This window comes from Hydrogenophaga sp. GW456-12-10-14-TSB4, from assembly GCF_059424305.1.
The window spans coordinates 169,416-183,981 of record NZ_JBWKZH010000002.1 but is presented as its reverse complement, the minus strand read 5'-3'; the positions used below and the strand labels follow the sequence as shown (position 1 = coordinate 183,981).

Genomic DNA, 14,566 nt, shown 5'->3' with positions numbered 1-14,566 from the left:
CTACGGGCGCGCCGGAAAATCCTCTTCGTGGAACGCGCCGCCGCCGCGCTGCCCTGCCGCCACCCGTTGGGACTCTTCGGTGCGCAGTTGCACGCGGCGGATCTTGCCCGAGATGGTCTTGGGCAGTTCCTGGACGAACTCCAGCCGCCGGATGCGCTTGTAGGGCGCCAGGTGTTCGCGCGAGAACGCAAAGATGGCCTGTGCGAGCTCGGGGCCGGCCTGAACACCCGGGCGCAGGATCAGGTAGGCCTTGGGCACCGCCAGGCGCACCGGGTCCGGGCTGGGCACCACGGCCACTTCCATGACCGCCTCGTGTTCCATTAGCGCGCTTTCCAGCTCGAAGGGGCTGATGCGGTAGTCCGACGCCTTGAACACGTCGTCGGCACGGCCCACGAAAGTGATGTAGCCGTCGGCATCCCGCTGCGCGATGTCGCCGGTGTGGTAGTACCCGTCGCGCATGGCGTCTTCGTTCTGCGACGGGTTCCCCTGATAGCCGGCCATCAGGCCCAGCGGGCGCTGAGCCAGGGGCAAGGACACCTCGCCCTCGCTGGCGGGCTGGCCGTCCACGTCGAGCAGGTCGATCCGGTAACCGGGCAAGGGGCGCCCCATGGAGCCGGGCTTGAGCCGCTGGCCCGGCGGGTTGCCGATCTGGGCGGTGGTCTCGGTCTGGCCGTAGCCGTCGCGCAGGCTCAGGCCCCAGGCGGCCTGCACCTGCTCGATGATTTCGGGGTTGAGCGGTTCGCCCGCACCGATCACCTCGCGCAGGCTCAGGCGCCCGCGCCGCGCCGCCAGGTCTTCCTGGATCAGCATGCGCCACACCGTCGGCGGGGCGCACAGGCTGGTCACGCGGTGGCGCTCCAGCACCGACAGCAGGCCCGGCGCATCGAAACGCGCGTAGTTGTAGATGAAGATGCAGGCCCCGGCATTCCAGGGCGCGAAGAAACAGCTCCAGGCGTGCTTGGCCCAGCCCGGCGAAGAGATGTTCAGGTGCACGTCACCGGGCAACAGCCCGATCCAGTACATGGTCGCCAGGTGGCCGACCGGGTAGCTCTGGTGCGTGTGCAGCACCAGTTTGGGTTTGGAGGTGGTGCCGGAGGTGAAGTAGAGCAGCAACGGGTCGGTGGCGCGCGTGGGGCCATCGGGGGTGAAGGCGGTGGCCGCCGTCGCGGCGTCCTCGAAGCGCCGCCAGCCCGGTACGCCCTCCCCCACGCTGATGCGCGTGTAGTCGCCCGCCAGGCCCTCGAACTTGCCGGTCTGCGCGCTGGCCGCGACCACGTGCCTCACCTGTCCGCGTTCGAGCCGGTCGCGCAGATCGTCGGCCGTCAACAAGGCGGTGGCCGGGATCAGCACAGCGCCCAGTTTCATTGCCGCGAGCATCACTTCCCAGAGCGGCAGCTCGTTGCCCAGCATCAGCAGGATGCGCTCGCCCCGCTTCACCCCCAGGCCTCGCAAATGGTTGGCCACCTGCGATGAGCGCTCGGCCATCTGGGCGAAGGAGCGCTTTACCTCGCTGCCGTCTTCGCCCACGATGTGCAGCGCGGGGGCGTCGTTGCCGCGCGCCATCGGGTCGAAATGGTCCAGCGCCCAGTTGAACTCGTCGAGCACCGGCCACTGGAAGTCGCGGTAGGCGCGCTCGTAGTCCTGCCGGTGGGTCAGAAGGAAGTCTCGGGCGGCCAGAAAGGAAGCGGTGGAAGCAGTCATGGTTCCTCGGTGTCTTGTGGCTGGGACACCCGGATTCTGCTCGATCACCTCGCGGGGAAAAAATGCATGGCTGGCCGGCGTTGCCGATGGCTAGCAAAAACGACGCCTGAGAACCACGCCCCAGGGTCGCCCCACGAAAAAAACTACTTGGTCAGGATCAGCTTGCCCAGCTTGGTGGACTGCAGCTTGTACATCGAGCCGTTGTGCGCAATCTGCACGCACTTGCCACCACGCAGCAGCGACAGACTGTCAATGCTCGAAGGCACCTCCAGCGCGATCGGGGCACCGGCAGCTTGCACGTCGTGCTCATCCGCCACACGCCGTGGCACACGCAACAGTGGACGGGTGATCGACAAGGTCTGCATGGCATTCACTCCTGGGTCAGCAATGCATGCAGTTATCTCATAAATGCGATTGATTCTCATTTGATTCAAGAAAAATTTCAGCAGGCTGAAACCGCGTGCACCAACATGGGCCGGCTCGGTTGTTGCTATGCCTATCCGGGGAAACACCGGGCTCGCCCGTCCGTCCATTCAAAGGGCGAGATCTACAATGCGAAAGCCTGTCACTGCCGCGTTTCGAGCGGTAATCAAACGAAAGACATTTCATGAAGAACCTCTTCCTTTCCCTGAGCCTGATTGGCGCCGCTGCCCTGGTGGGTTGCGGCAAAACCGAAGCGCCGGCACCGGCGGCACCCGCTGCGGCCCCTGCCGCCGCGCCCGCTCCGGCCGAGATGCCGGAACTCAAGGTGGCGATCGACCCGACCTACGAGCCGTTCACCTTCAAGACCGCCGACGGCAAGCCCACCGGCTTCGACGTGGACATCGCCGACGCGCTTTGCGCCCAGATCAAGCGCAAGTGCGTGTACGTGGAACAGGTGTGGGACAGCATGATCCCCGGTCTGCAAGCCAAGAAGTACGACGCGATCATCAGCTCCATGTCCATCACCGAAGAGCGCCTGCAGGTCGTGGACTTCACGGACAAGTACTACTTCACCCCCAGCCGCATCGTCGTCAAGACCGGCACGGCCTACACCGACCCGGCTTCGCTCAAGGGCAAGAAGATCGGCGTGCTCAAGGGCAGCACGCAAGAGAAGTACGCCATGGGTGAACTCAAGCCCGCAGGCGTGAGCATCGTCCCCTACGAAGCCCAGGACCAGGTCTACCTGGACATCAAGTCCGGCCGTCTGGATGGCACCGTGGCCGACCAGGTGGAAGTCAACGGCGGTTTCCTGCGCAAGCCTGAAGGCGCCGGCTACGGCTTCGTCGGCCCCGTGCTGAACGAGGCCAAGTACTACGGCACCGGCGTGGGCGTGGCGCTGCGCAAGGGCGAGACCGCGCTCAAGGACGAGCTGAACGCGGCCATCAAGGCCATCCGCTCCAACGGCGTCTACGAGACGGTCGCCAAGAAGTACTTCGACTTCGACGTGTACGGCAACTAAGCCGTCCCCGTTTTGTCCGGTTACTTCGCCTCGATCCTGCAGGGCGCCCTCCTCACGGTGGGCGTTTCCCTGGCCGCCCTGGTGGTGGCCATCCTGCTGGGGCTGCTGGGCGCGGTCGCCAAGCTCTCCGGCCGCCCCCTTCTCGTGGGGGTGGCCACCGTCTACACCACGCTGGTTCGGGGCATCCCCGAGCTGGTGCTGATGCTGCTGATCTTCTACGGCGGCACCATCGGTCTCAACCACCTGCTGGCGGCGACCGGCAGCAAGTCGTCGGTGGACATCAACCCCTTCCTCGCGGGCGTGCTCACCATCGGCTTCATCTACGGCGCCTACATGACGGAGACGTTCCGGGGTGCCATTCTCTCGATCCCCAAGGGCCAGATGGAAGCTGCCTGGGCCTTCGGCATGGGACCGGTGCGCACCTTCATGCGCATCACCGCGCCGCAGATGGTGCGCTACGCCCTGCCCGGCTTCACCAACAACTGGCTGGTGCTCATCAAGGCCACCGCGCTGATCAGCCTGATCGGCCTGAAGGAAATGACCTACCTGGCCAAGCAGGCCAGCGCGGCCACCCGCGAGCCCTTCACCTTCTTCCTGTTCGCCGCCGCGCTGTTCCTGATCTACACCTCGGTGTCGCTCTGGGCGCTGCGCCGGCTGGAACGGCGCTTCAGCCTCGGCGTGAAGCGCGCCCACACCTGATGGACACCCGCACATGAAGTGGGAAGTCATCTTCCAGCCCGCGAACCTGGCCATGTACGGCGAGGGCCTGATCACGACCGTGTGGTTGTTGCTGTCCTCGCTGGGCGTCGGCGCGGTGCTCGCGCTGCTCTTCGCGCTGGCGCTGACCAGTTCGATCGCGCCCCTGCGCTGGATCGTCGGTGCCTACACCTACGTGATCCGCGGCACGCCGCTGCTGATCCAGCTCTACCTCATCTACTACGGCCTGGCGCAGCTGGACTGGATCCAGGCGCGCTGGAACGACGTCTGGCCGTGGACGCATTTCAAGGAGCCGTTCTTCTGCGCTTTGCTGGCCTTCAGCCTGAACACGGCCGGCTACACGGCGGAGATGCTGGCCGGCGCCATCCGCGAAACCGCGGCGGGCGAGATCGAGGCCGCCCAGGCCATGGGCATGAGCCCGGCCATGGCGATGCGGCGCATCGTCCTGCCCAGCGCCATGCGGCGGACCTTGCCGGCGTACAGCAACGAGGTGGTGATGATGCTGCACGCCACCAGCCTGGCCAGCACCGTGCCGGCCATGCTCGACGTGACCGCCGCCGCCAGCCGCATCTACTCCGACTACTACCTCCCGTTCGAGGCCTACATCTTCGCCGCCGCGATCTACCTCACCATCACGTTCAGCCTGGTGGGCATGTTCAAACTCGCTGAACGGCGCTTCCTGGCCCATCTGGCCCCGCGCGGGCATTGAGCGCCCAGCACCAGGTCGCCCCCCATGCAACGGATCGAGTACCCCCTGCTGAGTCCCAGCCTGGGCAGCCAGAAAACCCTCGTGGGCTTTCACTTCGGCGCGCCCGGTGCCCGGCCCAAGGTCTACATCCAGGCCAGCCTGCATGCCGAAGAACTGCCCGGCATGCTGGTGGCCCACCACCTGCGCCAGTCGCTGGAAGCGGCCGAGAAGGCCGGACCGCTGCGGGGTGAGATCGTCCTGGTGCCGGCCGCCAACCCGATCGGCCTGAGCCAGCGGCTGGACCACCGCGCCATGGGCCGCTTCGAGTTCGACACCGCGCAGAACTTCAACCGCCACTACCCCGACATGGCCGCCGCCGTGCTGACCGACGCCATCCCCCGCATGGGCGCTGACGCGAACGCCAACGTGGCGGTGGTGCGCCAGCTCGTGGGCGAGTGGCTGAGCCAGTGGCAACCCGGCAGCGAACTCGAAAGCCAGCGCCGCCAGTTGCTGCTGCTCTCGCACGACGCCGACCTGGTGCTGGACCTGCATTGCGACACCGAGGCCGTGATGCACCTCTACAGCGAGGAGGCCTGCTGGCCGCCCTTTGAACCGCTGGCGCGCCTGCTGGGCTGCCAGGCCGTGCTGCTGGCGAAGGAGTCCGGGGGCGGGCCGTTCGACGAACGCCTCTCCGGCCTCTGGTGGCAATTGGCCGCCGCGTTGCAGGCGGCGGGTGTCAAGGCCCCCCTGCCCCAGGCCTGCGCCAGCACCACCGTGGAATTGCGCGGCGAAGCCGATGTGTCGCACGAGCACGCCCGCCGGGACGCACAAGCGATCCTCGCCTTCCTGGCGCACGCCGGGGTCCTGCGCAACAACGCGCCGACCCCGCCGCTGCCGCCACTGGCCTGCAAGCCCACGCCGCTGGCGGGCTCGCAGACGCTGCGCTCGCCCGTGCCCGGTGTGCTGGTCTTCCAGGTGCAGCCTGGCGCCACCGTCGCCGAAGGGGATGTGGTGGCCGAGGTCATCGATCCCACCGCAGCGGGCGCCGCACGCGTTCATGAAGTGCGTGCCGAGGTGGCAGGGGTGCTCTATGCCGCCGTGCGCGAACGCTATGTGGTTTCAGGCGGCGAAGTCGGCAAGATCGCCGGCGAGACGCCGTTCCGCTCGGGCGACCTGCTGGGCGCCTGAGTTTTCCTTTTCATCGGGCATCGAACATGACTGCAGAACCCACCGCCAACCGAACGCCCGGCCGCCCGCTGCTGGAGGTGCAGGACATCCACAAGCGCTTCGGTGCGAACGAGGTGCTCAAGGGCGTGTCCCTGCAAGCCAATGCGGGCGACGTGATCAGCCTGATCGGCAGCTCGGGCTCGGGCAAGAGCACGCTGCTGCGCTGCATCAACCTGCTCGAACACCCCAACAGCGGGCGCATCGTGCTCGGTGGCGAAGAGCTGCAGCTCAAGGCCGATCGCCACGGCGAACTGCGCGCGGTCAACGCCGCGCAGCTGCAGCGCCTGCGCACCAAGCTCGCCATGGTGTTCCAGCACTTCAACCTCTGGGCCCACATGACGGTGTTGCAGAACATCATCGAGGCGCCGGTCAACGTGCTGGGCATCCCCAAGGACAAGGCGGTGGAGACCGCGCGCCGCTACCTGGAGCGCGTGGGCCTCAAAGGTGTTGAAGACCGCTACCCCTCGCACATGAGCGGCGGCCAGCAGCAGCGTGTGGCGATTGCCCGGGCGCTGGCGGTCGAACCCGACGTGATGCTGTTCGACGAACCCACCAGCGCGCTCGACCCCGAACTCGTGGGCGAGGTGCTGCGCGTGATGAAGCTGCTGGCCGAGGAAGGCCGCACCATGGTCGTGGTGACGCACGAAATGGGCTTCGCGCGCGAGGTCTCCTCGCACCTGATCTTCCTGCACAAGGGCTGCATCGAGGAACAGGGCGTGCCAAAGGACGTGCTGGCCCGGCCCAAGAGCGAGCGGCTCGCCCAGTTCCTCTCGGGCAACCTGAAGTAAGGCGCCTCAGGGCGCGGCCGGCGGCCGCAGCTCCAGCGTCGATTGCCACTGCGCCGGCTTCATCGCCAGCACGCGGTACTGCACGGCCACCCAGGTCTCGCTCATGTCGCGGTAGCGGCCCGAAAACACGTTGCCGCTCTGCCCCGTCTGGTAGATGAAGCGCGAGTTGTCCAGGTCCGCGAGGTCGTAGACCGCGCGCAGGCTGGCGGCATGGCGGTTGGCATACGGCGCATCCGCCTTGTCGAGGTGGTATTGCCCCACGTTGACGGTGAAGGGGTCGCCCCCGGTGGGGATGCGCACGTCGAAGAGCGCCGCCAGCGGCTTCACGTTGTTGAACGGGCGGTGGGCCGAGATCGCCGGGTGGGCATCGCCCCAGCGCCAGGCCGCCACATCGGCGCCCTGCACCGCCTGCAGCTTGTTCAAGGCATCGGTCAAGGCCAGGCCACTGGCCGCAGCGCAACCCCCGGTGCCGCACCAGCTCGCGTCGTCGCGCTCCAGAATGCCTTCCACCGCGTTGCGGAACAGGCGCTTGCCGTACATGCCTTCAAAGCGGGCCTGGCCCAGGCGCTCGCCCACCACGCGGCGCGTGAAGGCGTCTACCCAGGCGCTGTAGATCAGCGGCGCGGCGGAATCGGCCCGCATCTCGCCCTTGAAATCGCGCAACGCGGCCTGCGCTGCCCCGGCCAGCGGGTGGTCCGAGGTGGCCTTCTGCAGGAACGGCAGCAGGCGCACCGTGGCGGCCGACTGCTGGTCGGCGTGCATGTCACGGAACGACTCCAGCGTGTGCTTGGGGGTCTGCGCCAGCATCGCCTCGATGCGCTCCTGGCGATAGGGCGCGGCCCAGTCCTGGGTCAGGAAGTGCGGGTAGTCCGCCGCGTGGATGCGCTGGTTGGCGGTGGCGATCCAGCCGCGCGCGCCGTCGTCCTGCGGCGTGTCCTCGTAGGGCAGCCAACCGGCCCAGTCGTAGCGCGGGTCCCAGCCCGGCGCGGGGGCGACACCGCGGATGTCGTTCTCCGGCGAGCGCAGGGGCACGCGGCCGGCGGCCTTGTAAGCGATGCGGCCGCTGCGATCGGCCATCACCACGCTCTGCATCGGTGAATGGAAATCGCGGAACGCCTGCTGGAGGTCGTCGACCGACTGCGCGCGGTTCGACTCCAGAGTGGCGATCACGTTGCGGTTGTCCGCGTCCAGCGCGGTCCAGCGCAGCGAAAGCACGAAACGGCCGGTGTTCAGCACTTCGCCGTGGCGCGCCTGCGCATCGCTGAGCACAGGGCCATGGCGGGTGCTGCGCACCATGTGGCTCACATCGGGCTGCCCTTTGACCTGGATGGTCTCCATGCGCAGGCCGAAGTTGGCCCAGGCCGGCTCACCACCGGGAGATGGCACGCGGTACTGCGCGGGATTCGCGGGGTTGATCTGCTCCAGGTAGAGGTCCTGCACGTCCGGGCCGGTGTTGGTAAAGCCCCAGGCCACCTGCTGCGTGCGGCCGAGCACCACGAAGGGGGTGCCCGGCAGTGTGGCGCCGATCACGTCCATGCCCTTGATGCCGTCGGCATCGGGCGCCTGCAGGTGCGCGAAGTACCAGATCGCCGGCGCGCTCAGGCCCAGGTGCGGGTCGTTCGCCAGCAAGGGCATGCCCGAGGCGGTGCGCGAGCCGTTGACCACCCAGTTGTTCGAGCCCTTGCCTTCGATGTTGCCCAGCTCGTCGGCCCAGCGTTGCATGTCCGTGCCGATCTGCTCGCGCACCGAAGCCAGCAGGCCCGGCGTCGGCGCGTCGGCCTTCGAGGTGGTGACCGTTTTGCCCCGGTAGACACCGAGTTCGCGGTAGAGCCTGGCGAGGTCGGCCGTGGCCGCGGGCTGTTCGCCCGGGTATGGCGGGAACAGCTCCCACAGGGCCTTGGTGTCGATCGCTTCCAGCGCCGTGAGCCGGGCGAATTCGTTGCCCCAGTTGCCGCCGAGGTCCAGCGCCATCATGAGCGACCAGGCCACGCAATCCACCGGGTCCCAGTAACGCCCCGCAGCGGCCTCTTCGCGCGGGCTGATGCCCAGCAGCAGGAATTCCGGTGAAGGCAACTGCTCGGTGTGGGCGAAGAAGGCGTTCACGCCGTCGCTGTAGGCCTGCAGGGCTTCGCGGGCCTCGGCCGGCAGGGCTTCCAGCTGCCGGCGTGCGGCGTGGCGGATGCCCAGCGTGCGCATGAGCTTGTCGGTCTCCAGCGTGGTCGGCCCGAGCACCTCGGAGAGCGTGCCGCGCATGATGCGGCGGTTGAACTCCAGCTGCCAGCCCCGCTCCTGCGCGTGCACGTAGCCCATGGCCATCCAGGCATCGCGCGGCTTGCCGGCCAGGATGTGCGTGACGTCGCTCGCATCGCGGTGCACCTTCACCGGTGCCGACAGCCCGCCCAGATTGAGGCTGCCCTCGGTTTTCGGCAGGCTGCGCCAGGCGTAGAAGGCGGCCAGCGCGAGCGCCAGTACCACGAGCAGCGACAGCAAGGCAAAGAGTCGTTTGATCCAGCGCACGAAATGTCCCCGCTCATCTCTAGCTGTAATTCGCGGCGCGTGGTGTTGCGCACCGCGTTGCGGCCTGTGCCGCGTCCTCTTGTTTTTGTCTTACTTCTCGATGCCGATCGGTGCGATCGACATCTGGCCATCGACCAGCCGGAAGCGCACCGTCGGCGCGCTGAAATCGCTGAAAGGCGCGCCCATGGCGATCTCGCCGTCGCTGTGCAACAGGCACTCCTGGCGCCGCAGGGCAATCACGTTGTCGCCGGTGCCGAACCGCACCCAGGTGCCATAGCTGCTGATGTCTTCGAGCACGTAGTTGCCCGAGCGGATGTCGATGCTGGCATGCAGGCGCGAGACGCGCGGGTCGCTCACGATGAAATCGGCCTCGGGCACGCGGCCGATCTTCATCGGCAGGTCGGTCAGGCTGAACGCCTGCGTGGTGTCCAGCCACGACAGCTCGAACCCGCCGAACACCGACTCCCGCACCGGGCTCAAGGCGTGCAGGTCGGCCGGCAGCGTGAGGAACTCGGACAGCATTTCGGGCTGCCACTCGACCCGGAACACTTCGCAGGGCTCCACCCGGCCCTTGATCCGCATGGGGCCCAGGCTGCGGCTGCGCACGCCGTGCCGTGGGCCGAGTTTGCGGATCACCGTGTCGGTGGCCATGATCTGTTCGGGGCCGGCCAGGTCGCTCAGGCGCGAGGCCACGTTGACCGCATCGCCGAAACAATCGCCGTCGACCACCACGACCTGTCCACGCGCCATGCCAATCTGCATCATGAGCTTGAGGCGGTCGGGCCACTGCATGACCCGCTTGGCGTGTTCCTGCTGGATCAGCACCATCGCGTCCACCGCGTTGCGGTTGTTGGCAAACGACATCAGCACGCCGTCGCCCAGCATCTTGACCACCGTGCCGCCGTTCTCCACGCCCATGGAGCCGATCCACTGCGTCAGCTTGGTGACGGCCTTGGTGGCGCGGTCGTTACCCAGTGTTTCAAACACCGAGACGCTACCCGTCAGATCCACGAAAGCAATTGTCAGTTCGGCCATAGGAGAGAAGACTTGTCGGCTGGATTACAACACACCACCTGAGGTGAACACTCGTGTCGGAAAACCGCTCCTCCAACACCCCGAAACCGGCCCGTGAAGGGGGCGCGGTGCGAAGGCCCGAGATGAAGCAGTTTGTTAATAAAAGCGTAAAAAGGTACTACATACCTCATGCAATCGCTCAAAAATCGACGATAAACATATGATTTATTTGTTGTTTTTTGAGTCTTGTCAAACTTTCCCGATTGCAAGTTTGTGGTTCTGCGACGTATCCTGTGTCCAATTAATACAAAGTCGTTGAGGCCACTCCCATGCGCTGGTTCAAACCCGGTATCCGCAACAGCATCTCCGCCCTTCTCAGCCCTGAGACGCGCAAGGACTCGCCCGAGTCCCTGGAGCCGGTGCGCGAAGCCATGCTCGCGGTGCTCGGCGAAGAAGGCGCCAAGGCCAATCCGCAGCTCACGCGCAAGCTCAAGTACCTGCACGACGCGCACGCCCTGTGGTTCGCGCGCGCCGAAATGGTCGCCGTGCTGAGCCAGCTGCACGGCGAAGCGCTCGCGGTGCACCGGGTGCAAAGCCTGTCCCCGGTGTTTCAGGGCCTGGTGCCCAAGAGCCTGATCGACGCCGGGCGCATGCGCCGGTCCTGATCTCCCGCGCAGCGCCGCCAGCGTCTCCTCAGCCCCAGTAGATCAGGGCGTCTCGCCCTTCCACCATCAGATCCACCTTGCGCCCCACGGGCAGCAAGACCTTGGTCGGCACGTGCCCGAACGGCAGGCCCGTGAACACCGGCGTCTTCGTGCGCGTGCGCATCCAGTCGATCACCGTCTGCAGCTTGAAGCCCCGGTCGTAGCCCGGTACCAGCTTGAAGCGGTTGAACGAACCCATCAGCACCGCCTTCTGCTGGCCGATGATGCCCGCGTTGAGCAACTGCGTGAGTTGCCGCTCGATGCGGTACGGGTGCTCGTTCGCATCTTCCAGAAACAGGATGCCGCCCTTGACGGTCGGCAGGTAGGGCGTGCCCACGAGCGCGCAGATCACATTGAGGTTACCGCCCCACAGCGTGGCACCGCGCAGCCGGAACACCGGTGCTTCCTCGCCGTCCTTGCGCGGGGCCGCCTTCGCGTCCGACACCGGCAGCCGCCAGCCCGCGCCCTCTCCGTGGCCCACGAGCAGGTCGTCGAAGCAGGCTTCCATGATGTCGTCCGGCGCTTCGGCGCCGAAGTCCTCGCCCAGCGCCGGGCCGCCCCAGGTCACGGCACCGGTCTTGGCCATCACCGCCATCTGCAAGGCGGTGAAATCGCTCAGGCCCACGAACTGGGTGCCGCGCTCGATCGCCTTGGCGATCTTCTTGAAAGGCAGGTCGCCGACGATGCGCGTGAGTCCGTAGCCGCCGCGCGAGATCAGCGCCACGTTCGCGCCGCTGGCGGTGGCGCGCTCGATGGCGGCCAGGCGCGTGGCATCGTCGCCCGCGAAGCGCATGTGGCTGGACAGCGCCGCCTCGTCGATCTCCACCTCATGACCCAGCGCCTTGAGCCGCGCCACGCCACGGCGGAACGCGGCCTTGTCGCGCACGGCACTGGAGGGCGAGTAGATGTAGATGTGCTTGGTGCCGTGGTGGTGGCTGTGGTTGCAATCGGGGCTGCAGGCGTGCGTATGACCGTGGCTCATGGTGTTGGGCGAAAAAGGGCTCGATTATCCGGGTGTGGTGGCCGCGAAATGGCGCACGGCGGCATCGGCGATGGTCTGGCCATGCTCCTGCACGAAGTGCCCGGCTTGCGGCAGGTCAAGGGGTTCGGGGCAATGGCGGATCTGGGCGTGCAAGGCCTGCATGACGGCGTTGCCCAGCACCGGGTCCTGTTGGCCGATGGCCATCAGGCTCTGCCCCTGCCAGTCGTGGGACCAGAAGTCCCGCGCCTGGCGGCTGACGGCGGCGCCATCGTCGTCAGCGTGCTCCGGCACCATGGGCGGAAAGGCGCGCAGCGCGGCGCGGTGACCCCGGTCCGGAAACGGCGCGTTGTAGGCCGCACATTCGGCCGGTGACATCTGCGGGTTGCCGCGCGCGAACAGGCGGGCCACGTCGAACTCCGGGTTCTGCGCGCACATGGTGCGCCAGGCCAGGAAGCCGGGTGAGAGCGGCACCTCGCCGGTGGCCAGGGTGGTGTTCATCACCAGCAGCCCGCGGTAGCGCTGTGGTGCGGCCATGGGCAGCGTGAGGCCCAGCAGGCCGCCCCAATCCTGCACCACCAGCACCACGTGGCGCAGGTCGAGGCGCTCCACCAGCTCCAGCAGCACCTGGCGGTGCCAGGTGAACGAATGCGCCCCGTCCTTCTTGGGCTTGTCGCTGCGGCCGAACCCGATCAGGTCGGGCGCGACCACGCGCGCGCCACTGCCCAGGAACACCGGGATCATCTTGCGGTAGAGGTAGCTCCAGGCCGGGTTGCCGTGCAGGCACAGCCAGGTCAGGGGCGCGTCCTTCGGCCCCTCGTCGAGGTAGTGCAGGCGCAGGCCGCCGAGCGAGGGCAGATCGCTCAGGTACTGCGGCGCCCAGGGGTAGCCCGGCAGGTTCTGGAAGCGCTCATCAGGGGTGCGCAAGGCATCGTCGCGCAGGGGGTGTGGGTTCACGCGGCGCTCTTTGAAGAAACCGCGCAGCAGTTGCGCCCCCTCCTCGGCCAGCACACCGCCCTGCACCACCGTCTGGTGGTTGATCTGGGCGTGACCGAACAGATCGAGGACCGAGCCGGCTGCGCCGGTCTTCGGATCGGCCGCGCCGAACACCACGCGCGCCAGGCGCGCGTGCAGCATGGCCCCGCTGCACATCGCACAGGGCTCCAGCGTGACATAGAGTGAACAGCCATCGAGCCGGTAGTTGCCCAGCGCCCGGGCGGCGGCGCGCAAGGCGACGATCTCGGCATGCGCGGTGGGGTCGTGGCCATCGATCGGGGCATTGCGGCCGGTAGCGATCACCTGGCCGTCCTTCACGACCACCGCCCCCACCGGCACCTCGCCGGCTTGGCCCGCGGCCTGGGCTTCGGCCAGCGCCAGGCGCATGAAGCGGGCGTCGTCGGGAGCGGGCGTGTCGGGCATGCGGCGAGTGTAGGTCAGCGCCGGTGCCCATCCGGTAAAATACGGGCTGGGTGTTCGCGCTGCGTGTTGCAGCGAAACAGGTTCATGCGCTGGTCGGGCCGCCACGCGGAATCGCCATGACCAAAATCCGACACCCCGCCGGGCAGACCCTGCCGCGCGCGCAAATCCTGACCGACCGCGCTTTCGCCTCCATCGGGCGTTTCCTCCACATCGAAGCCGTCAGCGGCGTCGTGCTGATGCTGGCTGCGGCCATCGCCCTCATCTGGGCCAACTCGCCCGCCTCCGCCAGCTACCACGCGCTCTGGCACGCCCCGCTGACCATCGGCCTGGGCCCCTATGTGTCCAGCGAATCGCTGCACTTCTGGATCAACGACGCCCTGATGGCGGTGTTCTTCCTGGTCGTGGGCATGGAGATCCGGCGCGAGATCCACGACGGCGCGCTGGCCAGCCTCAAGCTCGCGGCCCTGCCCCTGGCGGCGGCCGTGGGCGGTGTGCTGGTGCCGGCGCTGATCTATGTCGCGCTCAGCACCGATCCCGCCACGCTGCGGGGCTGGGCGGTTCCCACCGCCACCGACATCGCCTTTGCCGTCGGCGTGCTGGCCCTGCTCGGCCGTTCGGTGCCGGGTAATGTGCGGATCCTGCTGCTGGCCCTGGCCATCATCGACGACATCGTCGCGGTGCTCATCATCGCGCTCTTCTACTCGGGCGGCCTGGAACTCAGCGGCCTGCTGGTGGCCGGCCTGGGCGTGCTGATGGTGCTGGGCCTGCAGCACATCGGCATCGGCTCGGCCTGGGCCTACGTGGTTCCCGGTGCCGTGCTCTGGCTGGGCCTGCTGCAGACCGGCGCCCACCCCACCCTGGCCGGGGTCGTGCTCGGTCTGATGACGCCCGTGCTGCCGGTGCGCATGCGCGGGCAGGCCCCGGTGATCCGGGTGCAGATGGCGCTGCACCCCTGGGTCGCCTACGGTGTCATGCCGCTGTTCGCGCTGGCCAACGCCGGCGTGACGCTGGACGGCGTGGACCTCGGCGTGGGCCACGCGCAAGCCGTCACCCTGGGCGTGGTGCTGGCCCTGGTGCTGGGCAAGCCGCTGGGCGTGCTGGGGGCGAGCTGGCTGGCCGTGCGCCTGGGCCTGTGCCGCCTGCCCGACGGCGTGCGCTGGTCCGGCGTCGCCCTGGTCGGCCTGCTGGCCGGCATCGGCTTCACCATGTCCATTTTCATCGCCACCCTCGCGTTTGACGACGCCCACCTGCTCGGGGCCGCCAAGCTCGGCGTGCTGCTGGCCTCGCTGCTGGCCGCCGGCCTCGGCCTGTGCTGGGGGTTTCTGCAGGCCTGGCGGGCCCGCCGGTGCGTCCCTCTGGCATGATCGCGGG

13 protein-coding genes are annotated in these 14,566 nt (G+C 67.6%); 7 read left to right on the top strand and 6 right to left on the bottom strand.

The genetic code is table 11. From position 1 onward, the window contains the following. The gene (locus tag AC07ZS_RS01985) at window positions 1-1,701 is read right to left on the bottom strand and encodes an AMP-binding protein (protein ID WP_494796956.1); all 1,701 of its coding nucleotides are present in this window, start codon (window positions 1,699-1,701) and stop codon (window positions 1-3) included. A gap of 143 nt (window positions 1,702-1,844) precedes the next feature. Continuing rightward, window positions 1,845-2,066, bottom strand: coding sequence for a hemin uptake protein HemP (hemP, locus tag AC07ZS_RS01980; protein WP_494796955.1), 222 nt, complete (start codon window positions 2,064-2,066; stop codon window positions 1,845-1,847). A gap of 242 nt (window positions 2,067-2,308) precedes the next feature. Here hemP and AC07ZS_RS01975 point away from each other — a divergent pair, with 242 nt between their 5' ends. The 5 genes from AC07ZS_RS01975 to AC07ZS_RS01955 are packed head-to-tail and all read left to right on the top strand — an operon-like array spanning window position 2,309 to window position 6,562. Next, window positions 2,309-3,142: an ABC transporter substrate-binding protein gene (locus tag AC07ZS_RS01975; RefSeq protein ID WP_494796954.1), complete on the top strand. Its 834-nt coding sequence runs from the start codon at window positions 2,309-2,311 to the stop codon at window positions 3,140-3,142. A 12-nt stretch (window positions 3,143-3,154) separates the two neighbouring features. Then, complete coding sequence (locus AC07ZS_RS01970) at window positions 3,155-3,841, top strand: ABC transporter permease (RefSeq protein WP_494796953.1); 687 nt, start codon at window positions 3,155-3,157, stop codon at window positions 3,839-3,841. 13 nt (window positions 3,842-3,854) lie between these two features. After that, window positions 3,855-4,568 (top strand): ABC transporter permease, encoded by a 714-nt coding sequence (locus tag AC07ZS_RS01965; RefSeq protein WP_494796952.1) that lies wholly within the window; start codon window positions 3,855-3,857, stop codon window positions 4,566-4,568. 24 nt (window positions 4,569-4,592) lie between these two features. Then, window positions 4,593-5,735, top strand: coding sequence for a succinylglutamate desuccinylase/aspartoacylase family protein (locus AC07ZS_RS01960; protein WP_494796951.1), 1,143 nt, complete (start codon window positions 4,593-4,595; stop codon window positions 5,733-5,735). Between the two features lie 26 nt (window positions 5,736-5,761). Next, window positions 5,762-6,562 carry an ABC transporter ATP-binding protein gene (locus tag AC07ZS_RS01955; RefSeq protein WP_494796950.1) on the top strand — a complete coding sequence of 267 codons (801 nt, stop codon included), beginning with the start codon at window positions 5,762-5,764 and terminating at the stop codon, window positions 6,560-6,562. A gap of 6 nt (window positions 6,563-6,568) precedes the next feature. On the opposite strand, the gene AC07ZS_RS01950 is transcribed toward AC07ZS_RS01955, so the two are convergent. Both AC07ZS_RS01950 and AC07ZS_RS01945 read right to left on the bottom strand, forming a co-directional pair. Next, window positions 6,569-9,079 carry a penicillin acylase family protein gene (locus tag AC07ZS_RS01950; RefSeq protein WP_494796949.1) on the bottom strand — a complete coding sequence of 837 codons (2,511 nt, stop codon included), beginning with the start codon at window positions 9,077-9,079 and terminating at the stop codon, window positions 6,569-6,571. A 90-nt stretch (window positions 9,080-9,169) separates the two neighbouring features. Continuing rightward, window positions 9,170-10,114 carry an FHA domain-containing protein gene (locus AC07ZS_RS01945; protein ID WP_494796948.1) on the bottom strand — a complete coding sequence of 315 codons (945 nt, stop codon included), beginning with the start codon at window positions 10,112-10,114 and terminating at the stop codon, window positions 9,170-9,172. Window positions 10,115-10,422: 308 nt separating this feature from the next. Here AC07ZS_RS01945 and AC07ZS_RS01940 point away from each other — a divergent pair, with 308 nt between their 5' ends. Next, on the top strand, window positions 10,423-10,758 hold the full coding sequence (locus AC07ZS_RS01940; protein ID WP_494796947.1) for a hypothetical protein: 336 nt from the start codon (window positions 10,423-10,425) through the stop codon (window positions 10,756-10,758). Window positions 10,759-10,786: 28 nt separating this feature from the next. Here the strand turns inward: AC07ZS_RS01940 and AC07ZS_RS01935 are convergent, their stop codons facing one another. Both AC07ZS_RS01935 and tadA read right to left on the bottom strand, forming a co-directional pair. Further along, window positions 10,787-11,779 (bottom strand): LD-carboxypeptidase, encoded by a 993-nt coding sequence (locus AC07ZS_RS01935; protein WP_494796946.1) that lies wholly within the window; start codon window positions 11,777-11,779, stop codon window positions 10,787-10,789. A gap of 24 nt (window positions 11,780-11,803) precedes the next feature. Further along, window positions 11,804-13,195: a tRNA adenosine(34) deaminase TadA gene (gene tadA, locus AC07ZS_RS01930; RefSeq protein ID WP_494796945.1), complete on the bottom strand. Its 1,392-nt coding sequence runs from the start codon at window positions 13,193-13,195 to the stop codon at window positions 11,804-11,806. 116 nt (window positions 13,196-13,311) lie between these two features. Here tadA and nhaA point away from each other — a divergent pair, with 116 nt between their 5' ends. Then, window positions 13,312-14,559, top strand: coding sequence for a Na+/H+ antiporter NhaA (nhaA, locus tag AC07ZS_RS01925; protein ID WP_494796944.1), 1,248 nt, complete (start codon window positions 13,312-13,314; stop codon window positions 14,557-14,559). Window positions 14,560-14,566: the final 7 nt, after the last annotated feature.